Here is a 17747-nt window from a genome sequence, read left to right as displayed (position 1 = left end):
AAAACTCGTAGCATAACACACTAAAACTAATAGAAATATTGCGTTAGGCTTGCTTTAATGCACTTGCATAAAACAGCAATTTACACGGTAAGCTTGTGTCTGATTTAGCGCTACATAATTATCTCGCTCGTGTTCCCGATGCAGCATTGCAAGAATTCATCGAATGGTGTGTTTTAGAACAGGCAAAAGCCGCAGAATGTAACTTTACTCCAGATAAAAGTAAGTTAGCTAATTTGCCGCCAGTAGATTATGTTCCCAAGCTTGTGGATCAGTTTATGAAAGTTAAACCAGATCCTATTAAAGCAGGTTTAGTAGCAGCGATCGCTGGTAAGGAAGCCGACAAACATGGTTTATCTGATTTAGCAGTCGTAGCTGATTTTGTGTCACTTTATGTGAAGTATTTAATTCCTAAAGAAGGTAACAACCCAGAAGAAGCACAAGCGGTATTAACTAAAGCATCCCAACATCAGTTGGAAAAACTTACTGAAATTGCCAAGAAACATGGTGTAGAATTTTAGTTTTCAGCTGATAATTTTTTAGAGGCTTTGTCTGTATTACTAGTCAGAGCCTCTGTTTTAATTATTTCTCATCGCCTGAATTAGAGCTTACTCGATACCAGTATTTATAAATTGGTTTATAGCCGAGTTTTTCATACAAGTTGCGAGCCGGAATATTCGCCTGCACTACCTGTATGTAAGAAAAATTAGCTCCTTTATTAATACCCCATTCAAGCAAACCCCGAATAATTGCTGTTGCATAACCGCGCCGTCTTTGCATTGGATTAGTAACTAGGTCAAAAATGCCTAAATAGCCACTTTCCAAAATACCTATTCCACAAGCAACAATTTCATCATTTTGTTTGCATAAAACAAATAGAGTTTCTGATTTCATTGCTGTTAATATCATTCTATGAATAGTTGATGGCTGTTGCCCCGAAGCTTTTAAGTTATAATAAGCAACCAACCAATCATTTAAATTTTCCTGATAAATAGCGGGTAGAATATTAAGCGATCGCTCTGATAATCTCATGCTCATTACTAGGGATGGCTCAATTAGTTGATATCCTCTTGCAGCTAGTTTTTTATCTAAAATCTCTGGGTTAGTGAATGAGAGCAAGCGAAAAATAGGGTTTTGTTTACGTGCTTGATATTCGGATTCGCAGTAAGCAATCTTTTCTTCAATGTTTAAACCAATTTCATCCAGAACTGTCACAGAATTAGCTCGTTTGGTGTAGCCATCAGCAAAACGCATTACCCAACCATGATAGTTAATAGTTTCAAAAGCGGGCCATGCTTTCAATGATATTTCTTCAATTATTTTATGCATTCAAAAGTAACAACAAATATTTACCTATTTATTCAACCACTTTTATAGGTACAGAATTCAGGATGGGTTACACCCCATTACGCTAATGGAAGTCAGAATAGGAACCAGAAAATATAAAACATTATCTCATGCTAACTATTATTGGTTGCGGAAATCTCAATCGCAGTGACGATGCTGTAGGTGTAATCATCGCCCAACGCCTACAAAAATATCTAGCCCAAAACCCTCATCCTGATGTGCGAGTTTATGACTGTGGCACTGCAGGAATGGAAGTAATGTTTCTAGCTAGAGGTAGTAAACAATTAATAATTATTGATGCAAGTTCAACTAATTCTCAGCCTGGTGCTGTGTTTAAAGTTCCAGGAAAAGAATTAGAAGCTTTACCAGAACCTAGTTATAACTTGCATGATTTTCGTTGGGATAATGCTTTAGCCGCCGGAAGGAAAATCTTTCAAAATGACTTTCCCGAAGATGTGATAGTTTATTTAATTGAAGCCGCAAATCTTGATTTAGGACTAGAATTAAGTCCTGTTGTTAAACATTCTGCCGATTCAGTTTTTGAAGAGGTAGCTGCACTTATCAGACAGAATGTTGAGGCTTGAGACTCTATTTATGGGGTATTGGACATTAGTTATTGTCCTTATCTCCCTCATCCTGCCAAATCACGGTATACAGATAATTCATCTACCCTCATTTCAAATGGTACGCCTTGACCTTCCGGGGGACAGACGCGGATTTTTGCACTGCTGATAATTTGGTTAAGTAATGTCCCCATTGGCACAATTTGTTGTAAGACACGCCAGTTGGTAACTTGGTCAGTACATTCAATTACTAATGTCATAGCGCTAGCGTGGGTTGTGACGTACCATCGACAATTAGATAAGAGATTTTGAATAGTGCGATCGCAACCATCATAAAAGTATTTACTAATAGAATACTCTAGTTGTTGCCGCAATATAATATCTGCCGATGTCGGTTGCACAGGATGCGAATCGTCACGATTTAAGTAATACATATTTCTAGTCATCTCTATTTACTTTCCTGCTTATATTCCAATCACCATTGCGTAAAGTACATCTTTATTTATTTCTAATAATTCCTGGGTTTCATCATCATAGAAAGCACCTACACCACTACATTCAATTCCCAAATAATTACTAGCTAAATAAAGCCTCTGCCCTAGAAAACCAGCTATTTGCATAGCGGTTTGGTAGTTTAAATAATCAGATACAAAAAATAAAGTTACAGCGCTATCTCTAGCAATAGCTTGATTAATACATAAGTAACCTGTCTGTTCGCTGAAATTACCTGTTTTAATCAGATATGTATCTTTATATAATCCACATAACATTCCCTCTACTCGATGTATCACCGAGTAAATATCTATCTCCTCATAATTTTCTGTTGGGATTGGCTGCTTAAGTTGCTGCATTATATATAAATAATCTTCTTGAGAAATAGACTTTTTCCGGAAACGTCTAACAGAACGTCTATTCAAAACAGTTTGATAAAATTTATCCTTGTCAAAGTTAAGTTGAGGCTGTTTGAGTTGTTGCTGACTACTCTTTTGTACAGCTGTAGCTTGATAAGTATCTTCAATGAATTGATTAGCTTCAAAGTAATCAGTACCGCAGATAAAAGGAATTTTCATCCTTAAGGGTCTGACTTTCTTTTCTTGTAATTCTCCTGACACCGCACAAGCTGTGATAAACTCTTTATTCTCAAATCCCAAAGCTAAATTGAGAGCGAGTTTATTAAAGTCAAAAATTAGTTGTATGTCCTTTTCATGGAGATAAGCTGAAGCTGCGATTGCACCTAAATGGTGTCCGCTATCTAAAAAGCAATATCTCGTGCTTCTATTTTGATATTTCCAGCTAGACCTATAATAAACACAACTAATTAAAAATATGAATCCATTGATACTTTTGTCCGGTATAATATAACTCTCTAGCCCATCATCAATCAATTCGTAGATGAGTGTTAGAGAATTATTCTCAACTTCAAAATGATATATACCATCTAGCATTCCCTGAATTTTCCGAAGCTGTACGTAAACCTCCGTAGGATACAGAGCGCCTGCTGATGGATTCACCCGCAGTTTATCCAGACTATCTTTATACACCTTTTCTAGTGTTATTGCACTGCTTAAGGATATAAAAGAATGAACAGGATTATTGAGATTTAATTTCACTCTCCGATAGAATTTTGGATAAACTTTAAATGCAGATGGTTGAGTTGAAGCATCTACATAATTTGGATCGACTTGTACTGATAAGTAAGAATGCTTGGTAGCTTCATGATAAGCTTTGCCCGATATTTTGTTTTCTGGCATTTTTGAGTATCCTTAAAACTTCTACATTGCTAGCAAAATCAAGCGCTTTATAGTCGTCTAAGTTTTTCAAATCTAAGTTAGGATGATGCTGTAAAAGTAGCTTGACGACTTCTGTTTTTCCGGCTGATGCTGCATACATTAAAACAGTTGCACCATTATCATTTTGGTTGTCAATGTTAATATTGTTAGCCAGTAGCAAGTTAATTAAATCGTAGTGATTTCCAAAACAAGCAAACCATAAAGCATTATTGCGATCGCTATTTTTAGCATTGATATCCGCACCTACATCAATCAATTCTTTAACAACTGTGTAAACACCCTCTCTGGTAGCTTTCATCAAAGCTGTATCGCCATTTGCACCTGGTTGATTTAACTGCTCAGGATTATAGCTTTTTGCTATTAACCATTGGGTTGTTGTTTGACTCAAATCTTGACTCATAATATTCTTCAGCTTCCAATACTTTCACTAATACTTATTAAGAAATCTCAAATAATTTCATTTTTAAAACCATCATTTGCTACTTTATTGAAGTATCCATAACAAAAAGACATCTGAAAAATGGAAATTAGCGCTCGTAATTCTCTCAAAGGTACTGTCAAACAAATTGTACATGGTTCGGTTAATACTGAGGTAACTTTAGAAATAGCACCAGGAGTAGAGCTAGTATCAATCATCACAAAATCATCAGCTGAAAAGCTCGAACTTGCAGAAGGAAAGCAGGCTTATGCAGTGATTAAATCATCAGATGTGATAATTGCTGTTGATTAAGAAATAGCTGCTTTACCCCTGATATTAAATTGCATCTATATCTATAAATTAGTAACCTCACTCCTAAAACTAGTTAATAAAGGAGTGAGGTCAAAAATTTATTAAAGGTTACTTCCAGTATAATAAACAATTTAAAATAAAGAATTCAGGAGAAAAAGACTTTTTGTACATAGCTATTATATTTAAATTAAATAGTTATTGAAAATTGCTTTTATCTATTTGTTGGAATCAATGTTATAATTTATTTTGGTTATTAATAAAAACAACAAAAATATTTTTCTGATTTTTAACTTATTCATCTACTAATTAAACTCAAATTTATTTTGAGGTCTCGGTGAAGCTTTCTTTGGTTTGCTTATGAATTCTTAATTATAAATTATTGATTGATAAATGATGAAGGAAAGAATGAAGTAGATTTTCATCCTTCATCCTTCATTTTTATTCAGTTGCTAAGAACAGCAATCGAGGTAATGGTTTAGACCAAATACGCTTCTTGATGTGTCTTAATTGTGCAATTAGAACGAGGATAGGTAACACAAAGTAAAGCGTATCCTTTAGAAACCTGATCGTCATCTAAGAAGTTTTGATCGTCTTGATTAATTTCGCCTTCAACAACCTTACCAACACAGCTAGAGCAAGAACCTGCATGACAAGAAGCTGGTAAATCAATATCGTTGTCATGTGCTGCTTCTAAGATAGTAGTTTCTTCGTCAACTTCAATTGTGGTATCGAGGTCTTCTTTTTTGTTGATTAATCTAACTTGGTAGGTAGCCATTTTGCGATTCTCCTCAAACGTTATACAATTAGGTTTAATTTCTGAAAATTTTGAGTCAACCTGTTCTACTGTTTGCTGTGCAACGCGATCGCTTAGCATTAAGAATGGTATTAGTTGCCGCAAGGTACACCAGTAGGCGTACACTCACCTGCTTTGAATGACTTTCCACAACCGCAGTTACCAGTTGCATTCGGGTTGATGAACTTAAAGCCGCTTTCCATCACTCCCTCAACGAAGTCAACCACAACTCCTTCTAATAAGGGCGCACTTTTGGCGTCAACATAAACCAGTACTTTGCCTTGCTGGATTACCAAATCATCTGGTTGGGGCTTGCTAGTGATATCCATTGCATATTCATAGCCACTGCAACCACCATTTTTTACAGAGAAGCGGACACCTTTAGTTGCGCCATTAGCATCGGTTGCGGAACCTCTAAGAAATGCCCGCAGATGAAATTCTGCTTTTTCTGATAAAGTTACAGTCATCAGATCTCCTGATTTATTGTTTATCCGTTGTCCGTTGTCCGTTGTCCGTTGTCAGTTGTCAGTTGTCATTTGTTTTTTTACTAATGATCAATGACCAATGATTAATGACTAATTAGCTATTGTGTGCAATACCGGTGGCTTCCATAGAATTGGGTTGAGCATATCTCCAAGGCGCACTATTACCGCATACTGGACAAGAGCGATCGCGATAAGAACGGCGCTTAGCAAATTCCAGCCGACTCAAGTCGATTGTCAGCAATTGCGACAATAAAGGCTGACTAAAGCCAGTGATCAACTTAATCGCTTCCAATGCGGTTAAACAAGCTAGTGTCCCAGAAACAGCACCAACAACTGAAAAGCCGCGCCGATCCCAATCAGGCTTTTCCGGAAACAAACAGGACAAACAAGGAGTCACACCAGGAATAATCGTTGTCAGGTAAGCTTCCATCCCATCCATTGCAGCTTCCACCATTGGCTTACGCCAGCGCACGCAAGCTTCATTTAATAAATTGCGCTCCGTAAAATTATGGGCGCAATCAAGAGCCATATCAGCGGATTGCACTAGTGCATCTACATTTTCCGGGGTGATATAATCATGAACTGCTTCTACTTGGACATCAGGATTAATCGCATCCAGAGTTTCTTTAGCTTTGAATACCCTTGGCTTACCTACCCAATCGTCTGTCATCAAAACCTGACGATTCATATCATCTAGCCGCAAGTCACCACCCCGGACTAAGATCAGCCGCCCAACGCCTGCTACTGCTAAGTAAAGCGCCGCCGTACCACCCAATCCCCCCACACCTGTAACCAAAACTGTTGCTGACTTCAAGCGCTTCTGCGCTGCTTCGCCAAAATTCGGCAGCATCATTTGGCGATGATAGCGTTCTAATTCGGTAGGCGTTAGGTTTACCAATTTATACCTCTTAATCAGAAGTGATTTCTGTCAGTGTGACTACATTTTTCGGCTTATCATTGAACACTTTGAACAACTTTTGTTCGTGGGGTGTTGACTCCATAAATACCTGATAAGCTTTTTGCAAAGCCAGAGAATATTCATTTAGTTTTTCTTCTGGACTCAAATCAGGAGAATTATCATCAATTTCCTTGATGTATTGGGAAAACTTTTTCAAAATATGTAGACGATTTATATTGACAAATTTTTGGTCGTAGGGTAAATCGAAGAACTGCAAAAATTCTTCTGTATCCACGAGTTGTTTGAATTCATCAAGAGTTCCAGTCATTTCGCATTCTCCAATTTTTTCAGCTGTTGCTTAAGTTCATCTAACTGATGAAATATTTCATAAGTTGCAGCTGCAACATCCATAAGTTGTTTGTAATCTGTTGGCAAACCTTCCGCTAAATCATGCAGATCCATCTTCATTTGACCTGCTTTGCTGTTGAGGCGTCTAATTTGTCCCTTGAGTTCCTCAATCTTTGTTTCTTCTGCCTGCACGATTAGCCACTCCTTTTTTTAGTTAGGAGTTAAGAGTTAGGAGTCAAAAGTTAAGAGTTACGAGTGAGGAGTTAATGATTTGCCTAACTTTTAACTGAGAATTCACCATTAATAACTCTTAACTAATAATTCATAACTTTTAACCCCTAACTCCTAACTTTTTACAATTTGCCTACTTCCGGGAACCGCTTCGCCAAATCAATACCTTTTTGGACGTAGCTTTCTCCCTCTTGGGCTAATTTTTCCAGCGAGTCAAAGCCAAATCTTTGAGCATCTCGCAAGGTTTTTACAGCTAGTAAAAGACGACCAGAAAAAACTAGCGCCCAGCCAAATCCTTCGTGACCTAAATCAATCACAACCTGAGATATCAAACCTGTTTCCTGTTCAATCCCAGCGGCTACAGCTCGAAAAAATGCCATAATCCGAGCTTGAGTTATAGGATCAACTTCGCCCTCAATGGAGATTTCTCGTTTCTTTTGTTTGCTGACTACAAAAGGTTTGAGAATTAATTCATCCGACCAACTACGATAAACTCCATAACTATCTTGACCCCGAATCTGTTTGATTAATACCTTGAGAAAAGGCGAGCTCAAGACTTCAGTCGTAGCAGTTCCGTTAACACTATTATTTATAGTCATACTGTTGCTTCATCTCCAACTTCATCTGTAAAGTTTGAAGGTTTTTGCTGTAAGGCTTTACGCAACCAAGGTGGAGGATTACCTTTGAGGGTTTGGACTAATTTATTTAACACTTCACTAATTTCTTCTTCTTCCGATCGCGCCTTCACTGGGGTGACCCCTTTTTTGATTAACCGAGCCGCAGCACTGCCACCAATTGCTGTTACATAAACAATTGTACAATCAGATAACGCCTCAAGTTTGGGTGTAATTTTATCTTCATTTCCATCTTCTTTGAGTTCACCTTCAAAGTTGAGGGTTTCTAAAAAATCGTATCCCTCATTGGAAATTTCATAAACATCGATTAACCTTGCCCATCCAAAGTGAGCATTAATATGAACTCGGTCAGTCGTAGTGAAGGCAATTTTCATTGTAATTCTCCTCTTTCAAGTGTTGAATAAAGAACTCAGGAGTCAAAAACTTTTAATTCAAAATCAATTTGAGTCAATTGTGGTGAAGAATAAATGTTAAAATATCACACTAAATATGTATATTTAGTGGTATTGATTTGAGAAAGACTACACCCACATCTGTATGATTGAATTCTGATTTCTGACTTCTGAGTTCCGAATTCTGACTTCTGAATTCTGACTTCAAAAATCAGCCCCCACAACTCCTACTTCTTGTAACTGCTTAACTCTTGCTTCTTCTGCCTCTAAAAAGAGGTTACCGATGCCATACAAAAGTTCCATTGTGCCTCGGTAACCAACTTTGGTAAACAGACCATTACCTAAACGGTCATAAATGGGCAGTCCCAGACGATAAAGAGGAATTGAGAGCCGTTTGGCGATCGCATTTACATTTGAGTTACCAATTAGCAAATCAGAACCAGTTGCTAAACTGTCAAAGTCTTCTAAATCACCGATGGTGACGCTTTTAACTGGGAGTTTTTCGAGTAAAGGCGATCGCGTCGTTGTCACCGCAGCATGAATCTGCGCTCCCATTGATTGGAGAAAATGCACTGTTGACCACAATAAATCAGGTTCCAGTGCTAAAGAAACTCGCTTCGCACCAAAATAAAAGTGCGTGTCTAGCATCGCATCTTGCAGCTGACGACGTTGGCGGCGGTATTTTTCCGGTACGCTGTTACCACTCAGAATCGCCAATGCTTGGAGAAACTCGTCTACTGGTTCTAATCCAGTCACTTCCCCAAACACCTCGTAAGGCGTACCAAACCTCTCTTCTAGAATCTTGGCAGCACCGCGCATACTCTCGCCTAAGGCCAAAGTGAAAGCAGAACTACCGACTTCTCGTAGCTGTTTTAAGGTAGTCCCACTGACTGTAACCGCACTATAGTTATCTTCCAAGTGTCCATCGAGAGAAGCGCCAAGGTCTGGTACAAAGATGGGCACCAAGCCAAAAGCCGTCACCATCTCTTTGATTTCCTGTACATCCCCTGGCGTGAAAGCAGAACCCGCCAAAATCGTCACTTGTTCAGTTTTGATTCCACCCGGTCGCGGGATTTCCTGAACTATGCTTTCCACAGCAACCGCAAAACCATCTTGCAACGCACCTTTAAAATCGGGAGTCGGAGCAAATATAATCGCCAAATCATTCAATTCTGGGTGACGTTTACGGATTTCCTTGAGAAAACCCTCAATGTCATCTCCCCTAGTTTCGGTCAACCCAGTAGTACATAAACCAATAATTTCTGGTTTAGCCTTTTCTACCAAAGTGAGAATAGCCTGTTCCACATTTTCTTCACCACCCAATATTGTAGTGACTTCCGTCATCGCTGTAGTAGCTAAGGGAATCGCTTCCCGGAAATGCCGTACCAGCACAACTTTAGCGAAAGCAGTACAACCTTGAGAACCGTGGAATAAAGGCATCGTCCCCTTTAATCCCAAAAAAGCTAATGATGCGCCCAAAGCTTGGCTTTGCTTGAGAGGATTAACCGTCAGTGATTTATTAGAAACAGTAACGATCGCCATTAAACTACCTTCTTGTTGCGTTCGGAAATAGCATCTACTTACAGAGGTGGAGAGGTGAAGAGGTCGGGAAGTGGGGAGGTGAAAAGTAAAGGAAGCAAACAAACGATTATTCTTCCTCATCCCCCCATCTTCCCATCACCTCATCCCATCCACGCTTCAGTTACTACATTTGAATGCAACTCAGCCTCTTCCCACGGCGCTGGCTTACGTATTTGCTCCCAAATCGGGCTATAAAGGGCTTCGTACAATTCCCGCGCCATCTCAATCATCCCTACATAACCTGCATAAGGATGGTGGCGTTCTTGGTTGATATCCAAAAAAGGAATCCGGGCTTTTAAGGCAGTGTATTGGTTACGACCTCCGGCAATCAACATATCTGCTTGAGTATCTCTAACCAGCTTGAGTAATTCCTGAGCATTGCCTTTCTCCAGCATGATGCCATCGTTACCCAGCAACTTCTTAATTTTGGCCTTATCTTCCTCAGTACTTTTTCTAGTACTGGTAGCAACAACTTCAATACCCAAGTCTTTAGCAGCCGAGATAATCGACCAACTCTTAACACCACCAGTATACAATACAACCCGCTTACCTTTAAGTCGAGCACGATAAGGAGCCAGAGCCAAATCTAGAGCAGCAGTTTCTTCGGCAATTAGCTTTTCTGTGCGTTTTTGTAAATCGGGGTCGCCTAATTTAGCAGCAATATTTCGCAGACAGCGATTCATGTCATCGATGCCGTAGAAAGATTCTTCAATGTAAGGAATGCCATAACGCTCGTCCATCTTTCTCGCCATGTTCAGCAACGCTCGCGAGCAGATCATCACATTGAGTTTGGCACGGTGGGCGTAGCGTATTTCATTGTAGCGAGCATCGCCTGTAATTTTGGACAAAATGCGGATGCCTAATTTTTCTAAAAGCGGCGTTACTCCCCACATTTCTCCAGCGATATTGTATTCACCGATTAAGTTAATATCATAGGGTGTAGTGTATTCCGGTTCTGCTGTCCCGACAACATAATCCAACAAAGATTCACCGCCAAAACGGTTGCCCAGATTTTTACTGCCAATGAATCCTGGAGCAATTACTGGGATAACTGGAGTGCCAATTTTCTCGGCTGCGGCTTTGCAAACTGCATCGATATCATCGCCAATTAGAGCAGTCACGCAAGTAGCGTAGACAAACACTGCTGCTGGTTGGTAACGTTCGTGAAGTTCCAGAATCGCTTGGTAAAGCTTTTTTTCGCCACCAAAAATGACATCATTTTCACTCAAGTCAGTGGTAAAGCCCATCTTGTAGATTTGCGGCCCCGAGGAGAGACTACCACGACTACCCCAAGAATTACCAGCACAGGCTATAGGCCCGTGGACTAAATGAGCAGCATCAGCTATCGGAACTAGGGCAATCATTGCTCCATCAAAGGCACAGCCCCCTTGAGCTGCACCAGGTTGTGCCTGTTGGCTGCAAGACTTATTTTTCTTTTCTGATTGTTTGTGCTGATTATGCTCACATCCTGACTCGGTGAGCAGCTCGTTAATTTTGCCTTGGGTGCTTTTCATCTCTCTTCTCTTATTGGATAGCAGTTTTTGTTTATCATTAGTCATTGGTCATTTGTTATTTGTCATTTGTCTTTTGTTTTGAATAACTCGTAACTGAGGAGCAATAACTAACAACTAATGACCAACGACTAATAACCAATGACCAACGACTAATGACCAATAACTAACAAATATATTTCGTGACATCTTCTCCACATACATCTGTGAGGTAAGATAAAGCACGAAAACGCAATCCGACAAACTCATCATATAAAGGATTGAGTTTACACAATGGTGGAATATCAATACACCGCCCAAATAATTTTATTTGGCGCTCAAAAGGACAACAGCAGGGAATTGTTTGGCAAATTAAATGAGCAAGGCGATTATTTTTCACCTCAATTCCATCCACGACATGACGTAAAGGATTAAGGATATTGTTAAATATCCCACGTTTTTTATAGTTAGGTGGATGGTAATTAGGATGAGGATGAGTGTGCGTGTGAGTGTGATTGATAGTTTCCATTAGTTATATACCTCGGGTAAATGCTAAATTTGGGAATGGGTATTGGGTACTGGGGAGCGGGTATTGGGTGTTGGGAAGTAAATCCCCATCTCCCCAATTCCTAATCCCCAGTCCCTAGTCACTAATCCCTAATAACTTGCGTTTCTGGGCAATTCCTAACGAATTAAGTCGTAGGAAATATCGGTCTTAGAAGGAATATTGGTGTTGCGATCAATTTCTTCAAACAGGGTATTTACAGTCCAGTTGAGGAGGTTGATCACGCCTTGGTAACCAATGGTAGAGTAGCGGTGTAGGTGGTGACGATCCATGATGGGATAGCCGATTCTCACGAGAGGAATCTTGGTATCGCGCCACAGGTACTTACCGTAGGTGTTACCAACAAGGAAGTCTACGGGTTCGGTGAACAGCAAAGAACGCATATGCCACAGGTCTTTACCAGGCCAAACAGTTGCATTCTTACCGAAGGGGCTAGAAGCAAGCAATTCTTTGATGTCTGCTTCAAATACTTCGTTACTGTTGTGAACCAAGATATGCACTGGTTCAGCACCCATTTCCAGCATGAAGCCAACTACGCTGTATACTAAATCTGGTTCGCCGTAGATAGCGAAGCGCTTGCCGTGAATCCATGCATGGGAGTCAGTCATCGCGTCAACTGCACGACCGCGTTCGATTTCCAATTCTTCAGGAATGGGCTTACCAGATAGTTCGCTGAGTTTCATCAAGAACTCATCAGTAGCTTTAATACCCCAAGGACGGGAAACTACGGTTGGTTGCTTCCACTCTTTTTCGATGTACTCGCGAGTCTTGACTGTGGAGTATGATTGCAGGAATACTGTAGCTTTACCATTAATTGAATCTGCTGCATCTTCCAGCTTTGTACCACCTGGATACATATCGAACTCACCTGTATTGGGTGAATCCAGGTAATCGCTGTTGTCAGCTAAAATAGTGTAGTCAAAGCCAAATAGGGAAGCAATCCGCTTGATTTCGCGGTTGTTACCTACGTAGGTGTCAAAACCTGGAATGAAGTTGATTTTGCCGTTGCTGGTTTCTTTGTTATGACCTGCGGTCAAGTTAGAAAGAATTCCCTTCATCATGTTATCGTAACCAGTGATGTGGGAACCAACAAAGCTGGGGGTGTGAGCGTAAGGAACTGGGAAATCTTGAGGAACTGAACCTGCATTTTTAGCGTTGTTGATGAATGCTTGTAAGTCATCACCGATTACCTCTGCCATACAGGTGGTGCAGACAGCAATCATCTTGGGTTTGTAGAGTTGATAAGAGTTTGCCAAGCCGTCAATCATGTTTTGCAGCCCACCAAATACCGCTGCATCTTCTGTCATCGAAGAAGACACACCAGAAAATGGTTCTTTGTAGTGACGGGTTAAGTGGGTGCGGAAGTATGCAACGCAACCTTGGGAACCTTGAACAAAGGGCAGAGTGGCTTCAAATCCAACAGCAGCAAAGATTGCTCCTAAAGGTTGGCAACCTTTAGCAGGGTTGACAGTTAGAGCTTCACGAGCAAAGTTCTTTTCACGATAATCCCAACCCTTCGTCCATTCTGCAACCCGCTTTACTTCTTCGGGGTCGTGACCGTTTTCAAATTCTTTCTTGTTTTGGAATAATTGTTGGTATTCTGGCTGGTGAAATAGCTCTACGTGGTCTTGAATTTTGTCTGGATTCTGAGGCATTTGTGATCTCCAAGCTTGCTGAGTTTATTACTAATCGAGGAATCGGCACTGAAGGAGCTAGTAAGTTAAAAGGTAAAAGTAGAAACGCGATTAGTCATCTCTGTACAAAAGTAAAAAGAGAAGAAAAACTTTATAAAATCTCTTTTACCTTTTGCCTTTTTCCTTTTAACTTCATGTAAGGAGTGGGAATATGACTCAAAACTCAAAATACAAAATGCAAAACATATAATTTTGAATTTTGAATTTTGAATTTTGAATTCCCAACTCCCTCCTGGGGCTAAAACCCCAGGTACTTATGTCTCTCTCATTTTTTTAGACGGTTGCTTTAGCTGTAGTTTTAGCTTCAGCCTTTTTGCTCCAGGGAGCGCCAATTAATCCCCAGGTTGGGCTGTTGAGTGCCAAATCCATATCGCGAGCAAAGATAGCAAAGCCATCATAACCGTGATAAGGGCCGGAGTAATCCTTTTTATGATTTAATTCTTTTAGAGAGCTTAACGTTTGCAATGAGCAATGTCAGAATTAAACATTGTTTGCTGATAACACATTTATTTTTAGCCTAAATATAGACTAAAGGATAATTTGTAATTTGTAATTTGTAATTTGTTTTGCTGATTTAAAATATGAATTTACTCACACACAGAGAAGTTTGAGCCGCAGAAGCCGCCGCTCAAAACTTCGGTGGTTGCTCCAATCGCAGAGAGTAAGAGCTGAGAAGAGTCGATTTTTAAACCTTATATTCAAATTCAGCAATGCCCGTAATCAAGGGTCTTAAATTACGAACTATTTTTCTATTTCACTTCAAATCTGCAATTAGACCAGCAAAGAGAACATATGAAAACAAAAGTCTTACTGGAGTTAGAAAAAGTAAATCTGCGTTTGAAGTCTGCAAAGACAAAAGTCACAATTAGAGAATCGAATGGAAGTCTGCAATTACGCGCTACATTACCAATTAAACCAGGAGACAAGGACAAAAACGGCACTGGTAGAAAGCAATACAATCTCAGCTTGAATATTCCTGCAAATTTAGATGGATTAAAGACGGCTGAGGAAGAAGCTTATGAATTAGGAAAGTTAATTGCTCGTAAAACCTTTGAATGGAATGATAAATATTTAGGTAATGAGGCAATTAAAAAAGATTTTCAAACAATTGGAGAATTACTCGAAAAATTTGAAGATGAGTATTTTCAAACTCGCAAACGCACGACAAAAAGCGAACATACCTTTTTTTATTATTTTTCAAGAACCAAGCGATTTACTAATCCTACAGATTTAGCAACTGCGGAAAATTTGATAAGTACAATTGAAACAATAGATAAGGAATGGGCTAAGTATAATGCAGCTAGAGCGATCGCTGCATTTTGCCAAGCATTCAAAATTGAAATAGACTTATCTAAATATTCAAAAATGCCAGAGAAAAATTCCCGGAATATACCAACCGATGCGGAAATAGCTGAGGGAATTAGCAAGTTTGAAGAATATTTAAATACCAGAGGCAATCAAGTTAATCAAAATGTTCAAGATAGCTGGCAACTTTGGCGATGGACTTATGGAATGTTAGCAGTTTTTGGTTTGCGACCACGCGAACTTTTTACTAATCCTGACATCGATTGGTGGTTAAGTCAAGAAAATGTAGATTTAACATGGAAAGTCCATAAAGATTGTAAGACTGGGGAGAGGGWAGCTTTACCGTTATATAAACAATGGATTGAGGAATTTAATTTAAGAAATCCAAAATCTTTGGAGATGTTAGCAACGGCAATAAGTAAAAAAGATAATACTAATTATGCAGAAATCACGGCTTTAACACAGCGAGTTAGTTGGTGGTTTCGTAAAATAGGCTTAGATTTTAAGCCGTATGATTTACGCCATGCTTGGGCAATTCGAGCGCATATTTTAGGCATACCAATTAAGGCTGCGGCAGATAATTTGGGGCATAGTGTACAAGTTCACACGCAAACTTATCAGCGCTGGTTCTCGCTCGATATGCGAAAGTTGGCGATGAATCAGGCGTTGAGTAAGAGGAATGAAGTTGAGTTGATTAGAGAAGAAAATGCTAAACTAAGGATGGAGAATGAGAAGTTGAAGTTGGATATTGAAAAATTGAAGATAGAGTTAGTTTATAAACGGAGTTAAATTTTTAATAAAATGGAAAGTATTAGGATTAAAACATTTATTAGTAATAGGTTATCAATTGCTACTTACAATAGGATGATTTAAGACTTAGGAGAGAAGCTAGCTCCCCATAATCAAGCACGAACGATGATGGATAAAACGCACAATGCAGTAGAAGAAGCTGAACGTGTATTGAATGATTATTCTGAGCATATGCTACTGAGTGTTGCGTCTCGCTATGGCAAAAATAGTGATGAGTATGGGATGGCTGGTGGAACGCGTAAGTCACAGTGAAAGAAACTACGCTCTGTGGTAAACCTAGCGGTGAAGTCTGCGGAGTGATTTATATAAAAAGTCTGTTTATGAATAATCACAAACAGACTAGACTTTTTCGGAGTTAAAATTAAGCTTGCTCCCAAAGCTGACGTACATAGTCAGGTAGCCAGCTAGCAATTTCCTGAATCCGCTCTTGGGAAAGTTCTTCTTTGGTTGCAGAAAATACCGCTTTAACTGCTTGTTCTCGGTCAACTGTTTCTGGCTTTCCACCTTCATTAGCAACTCGGAACAGGAAGCGATCCGAATCAATATTAAAGATACCTGGGCCTTTAAAGGGTGGACGAATCTTACTCAAAAATCCCACAATTGGGTTGGTATCTTTCCAGAGATCGGCGACTTCAAACTGGAGCGCTTTCTCTTTAGTAGACACAGCTTCTGTATGCAGTTCTCCCTCAACGCGATCGCTCGCTTCTGTGCTCATTACGTCACGCATGACGCGAAACACAACTTCAGTAAAGTCTCTAGCGTCATAAATGTCTGCAAATCCGCCTTTGACCATCACTTTTTCTAAGAATGAGCGATGCTCGTCTGCGATCGCAGTTCGAGTGTCTTCTATCTCGGTTGGATCAATTTCTGGAATTTCTGTTCTAAAAGCTTCATCTGGCATAGTTTTTAGTTTTACTTCTTAATTTTGAGTCTTTATGCTTACCTCTGTAAGGTCGCACAAATGCAAAACACTTAGTATCATCCATAAGTTCGAGATATTGTCTGTCCAAAAGTTATAAATTTAGCGTCAAATAATAGCAAACATCGTAGTTTGTTACTGCTGCCTAAACGCAAAAAATTAGCTTGTGGAAATACATCTCCTATCCGTGTTCAAAAACAGTCAAAATAGATAAGTTGGTATCAATTCGCTAAAAACAAAGATGGTAGAAACAACAAATATCGAAATCAACACTTCTTATATCAAAATACCTAACAATAACTTAGAAATTGATGCTTACTTAGCTCAACCAGCACATCAGGGAACCTTTGCTGCCGTTATCGTTTTTCCAGAAATTTTTGGAATCAACACTAATATTCGAGATATCACTGAACTAATAGCTAAACAAGGTTATGTAGCAATAGCTCCTGCAATGTATCAACGTATTGCTCCTGGTTTTGAGGCTGACTTTAGCCCTGAAGATATTGGCTATAGTCCTGAAAGCTATCGGCTTGGCTTGCAATACTATCAACAAGTAAACTATCAAGATATCTTAAGTGATATTCAAGCTGCGATCGCCTATCTGAAAACTTTACCTCATGTCAAAAATGATGCTATCGGTGCCATTGGTTTTTGTTTTGGCGGTCATGTTGCTTACATAGCTGCAACCTTACCCGATATCAAAGCAACCGCTTCGTTTTATGGTGGTGGAATTACCACTTCTAGTTATGGTGAAGAAACACCAACTATTAATCGCACCTCAGAAATTCAAGGTACTATTTATGCCTTTTTTGGTACAAGAGATACATTAGTTTCTCCAGAAGAAAACAAGCAAATTGAGGTAGAATTTCAGAAAAATCACATAAATTATCGTGTATTTCGATATGATGCTGGACATGGATTCTTCGCTGGATTCTTTGTAGATAAGTACCCATTTTTAGCCCAGCACCCAAGTTACAATCCTGAAGCTGCTCCTGATGCTTGGCAACATGTTCTAGAACTGTTTCAAAATCACCTGTAAAATGTAATAATTCAGCAGTTAGGAGCAGAGCCAGACGCTCGCAGATACGGCAAATCGCTACTCCTATGGCTAAAAGGCGATGAGCCGTGACTTTATCCTTTGTAATTATAAATAACGGAGGACAAGTGACCAAGG

General features: G+C 39.4%; 21 protein-coding genes and 2 pseudogenes. 6 read left to right on the top strand and 17 right to left on the bottom strand.

Annotated elements, in window-relative coordinates; genetic code table 11:
* The first annotated feature begins 95 nt into the window (after window positions 1-95).
* The gene (locus FCR06_RS01015) at window positions 96-518 is read left to right on the top strand and encodes a hypothetical protein (protein WP_138496998.1); all 423 of its coding nucleotides are present in this window, start codon (window positions 96-98) and stop codon (window positions 516-518) included.
* A gap of 61 nt (window positions 519-579) precedes the next feature.
* Here the strand turns inward: FCR06_RS01015 and FCR06_RS01010 are convergent, their stop codons facing one another.
* Window positions 580-1299: a GNAT family N-acetyltransferase gene (locus FCR06_RS01010; protein WP_189523290.1), complete on the bottom strand. Its 720-nt coding sequence runs from the start codon at window positions 1297-1299 to the stop codon at window positions 580-582.
* Between the two features lie 155 nt (window positions 1300-1454).
* On the opposite strand from FCR06_RS01010, the gene FCR06_RS01005 reads away from it, so the two are divergent.
* Window positions 1455-1928, top strand: a complete 474-nt coding sequence (locus FCR06_RS01005; RefSeq protein ID WP_138496996.1) for a hydrogenase maturation protease — start codon at window positions 1455-1457, stop codon at window positions 1926-1928.
* A gap of 47 nt (window positions 1929-1975) precedes the next feature.
* Here the strand turns inward: FCR06_RS01005 and FCR06_RS01000 are convergent, their stop codons facing one another.
* The 3 genes from FCR06_RS01000 to FCR06_RS00990 are packed head-to-tail and all read right to left on the bottom strand — an operon-like array spanning window position 1976 to window position 4097.
* Complete coding sequence (locus tag FCR06_RS01000) at window positions 1976-2353, bottom strand: hypothetical protein (protein WP_138496995.1); 378 nt, start codon at window positions 2351-2353, stop codon at window positions 1976-1978.
* Window positions 2354-2371: 18 nt separating this feature from the next.
* Window positions 2372-3658 (bottom strand): nitroreductase family protein, encoded by a 1287-nt coding sequence (locus FCR06_RS00995; RefSeq protein ID WP_138496994.1) that lies wholly within the window; start codon window positions 3656-3658, stop codon window positions 2372-2374.
* Entirely contained in the window at window positions 3621-4097 is a 477-nt protein-coding gene (locus FCR06_RS00990) for an ankyrin repeat domain-containing protein (RefSeq protein ID WP_138496993.1), read from the bottom strand. Before FCR06_RS00990 ends, FCR06_RS00995 begins: the two co-directional genes overlap by 38 nt.
* Window positions 4098-4217: 120 nt before the next feature.
* Between FCR06_RS00990 and FCR06_RS00985 the strand changes: the two genes are divergently transcribed.
* Entirely contained in the window at window positions 4218-4427 is a 210-nt protein-coding gene (locus tag FCR06_RS00985; protein WP_138496992.1) for a molybdopterin-binding protein, read from the top strand.
* 475 nt (window positions 4428-4902) lie between these two features.
* Here FCR06_RS00985 and FCR06_RS00980 read toward each other — a convergent pair whose 3' ends face one another.
* The 12 genes and pseudogenes from FCR06_RS00980 to FCR06_RS00920 all read right to left on the bottom strand — a co-directional run.
* A complete protein-coding gene (locus FCR06_RS00980) occupies window positions 4903-5202 on the bottom strand; it encodes a 2Fe-2S iron-sulfur cluster-binding protein (RefSeq protein ID WP_138497164.1) in 300 nt (99 codons plus the stop codon).
* A 110-nt stretch (window positions 5203-5312) separates the two neighbouring features.
* On the bottom strand, window positions 5313-5687 hold the full coding sequence (locus FCR06_RS00975) for a HesB/IscA family protein (RefSeq protein ID WP_138496991.1): 375 nt from the start codon (window positions 5685-5687) through the stop codon (window positions 5313-5315).
* A gap of 112 nt (window positions 5688-5799) precedes the next feature.
* Window positions 5800-6603 (bottom strand): HesA/MoeB/ThiF family protein, encoded by an 804-nt coding sequence (locus tag FCR06_RS00970; protein WP_138496990.1) that lies wholly within the window; start codon window positions 6601-6603, stop codon window positions 5800-5802.
* A 10-nt stretch (window positions 6604-6613) separates the two neighbouring features.
* Window positions 6614-6931, bottom strand: coding sequence for a nitrogenase-stabilizing/protective protein NifW (nifW, locus tag FCR06_RS00965; RefSeq protein ID WP_138496989.1), 318 nt, complete (start codon window positions 6929-6931; stop codon window positions 6614-6616).
* A complete protein-coding gene (locus FCR06_RS00960) occupies window positions 6928-7143 on the bottom strand; it encodes a CCE_0567 family metalloprotein (RefSeq protein ID WP_138496988.1) in 216 nt (71 codons plus the stop codon). The genes nifW and FCR06_RS00960 overlap by 4 nt, the downstream gene beginning before the upstream one ends.
* Window positions 7144-7304: 161 nt before the next feature.
* Complete coding sequence (locus tag FCR06_RS00955; protein ID WP_138496987.1) at window positions 7305-7781, bottom strand: NifX-associated nitrogen fixation protein; 477 nt, start codon at window positions 7779-7781, stop codon at window positions 7305-7307.
* Window positions 7778-8191, bottom strand: coding sequence for a nitrogen fixation protein NifX (nifX, locus tag FCR06_RS00950; protein WP_138496986.1), 414 nt, complete (start codon window positions 8189-8191; stop codon window positions 7778-7780). Before nifX ends, FCR06_RS00955 begins: the two co-directional genes overlap by 4 nt.
* Window positions 8192-8413: 222 nt before the next feature.
* Entirely contained in the window at window positions 8414-9751 is a 1338-nt protein-coding gene (gene nifN / locus FCR06_RS00945; protein ID WP_138496985.1) for a nitrogenase iron-molybdenum cofactor biosynthesis protein NifN, read from the bottom strand.
* A 140-nt stretch (window positions 9752-9891) separates the two neighbouring features.
* A complete protein-coding gene (gene nifE, locus FCR06_RS00935; RefSeq protein WP_138497163.1) occupies window positions 9892-11304 on the bottom strand; it encodes a nitrogenase iron-molybdenum cofactor biosynthesis protein NifE in 1413 nt (470 codons plus the stop codon).
* A gap of 163 nt (window positions 11305-11467) precedes the next feature.
* Window positions 11468-11809, bottom strand: coding sequence for a Mo-dependent nitrogenase C-terminal domain-containing protein (locus FCR06_RS00930; RefSeq protein ID WP_138496983.1), 342 nt, complete (start codon window positions 11807-11809; stop codon window positions 11468-11470).
* A gap of 155 nt (window positions 11810-11964) precedes the next feature.
* Complete coding sequence (gene nifK, locus FCR06_RS00925) at window positions 11965-13500, bottom strand: nitrogenase molybdenum-iron protein subunit beta (RefSeq protein ID WP_138496982.1); 1536 nt, start codon at window positions 13498-13500, stop codon at window positions 11965-11967.
* 312 nt (window positions 13501-13812) lie between these two features.
* Window positions 13813-13971 (bottom strand): annotated as a pseudogene (locus tag FCR06_RS00920) (nitrogenase molybdenum-iron protein alpha chain); the annotation flags it as partial.
* A gap of 318 nt (window positions 13972-14289) precedes the next feature.
* Here FCR06_RS00920 and FCR06_RS00915 point away from each other — a divergent pair.
* Both FCR06_RS00915 and FCR06_RS33275 read left to right on the top strand, forming a co-directional pair.
* Window positions 14290-15633, top strand: a pseudogene (locus tag FCR06_RS00915) (site-specific integrase); the annotation flags it as partial.
* 126 nt (window positions 15634-15759) lie between these two features.
* A complete protein-coding gene (locus tag FCR06_RS33275) occupies window positions 15760-15906 on the top strand; it encodes a hypothetical protein (protein ID WP_223279999.1) in 147 nt (48 codons plus the stop codon).
* 109 nt (window positions 15907-16015) lie between these two features.
* Here FCR06_RS33275 and FCR06_RS00905 read toward each other — a convergent pair whose 3' ends face one another.
* The gene (locus FCR06_RS00905) at window positions 16016-16555 is read right to left on the bottom strand and encodes a DUF2267 domain-containing protein (RefSeq protein WP_138496979.1); all 540 of its coding nucleotides are present in this window, start codon (window positions 16553-16555) and stop codon (window positions 16016-16018) included.
* A gap of 259 nt (window positions 16556-16814) precedes the next feature.
* Here FCR06_RS00905 and FCR06_RS00900 point away from each other — a divergent pair, with 259 nt between their 5' ends.
* The gene (locus FCR06_RS00900; protein ID WP_138496978.1) at window positions 16815-17612 is read left to right on the top strand and encodes a dienelactone hydrolase family protein; all 798 of its coding nucleotides are present in this window, start codon (window positions 16815-16817) and stop codon (window positions 17610-17612) included.
* Window positions 17613-17747 lie beyond the last annotated feature (135 nt).

The organism is Nostoc sp. PA-18-2419 (assembly GCF_005869855.1).
In the GTDB taxonomy this organism is placed as follows: Bacteria; Cyanobacteriota; Cyanobacteriia; order Cyanobacteriales; family Nostocaceae; genus Nostoc.
Note: the sequence above shows the minus strand (reverse complement) of the source record. Positions and strands in the feature narration are given on the sequence as shown.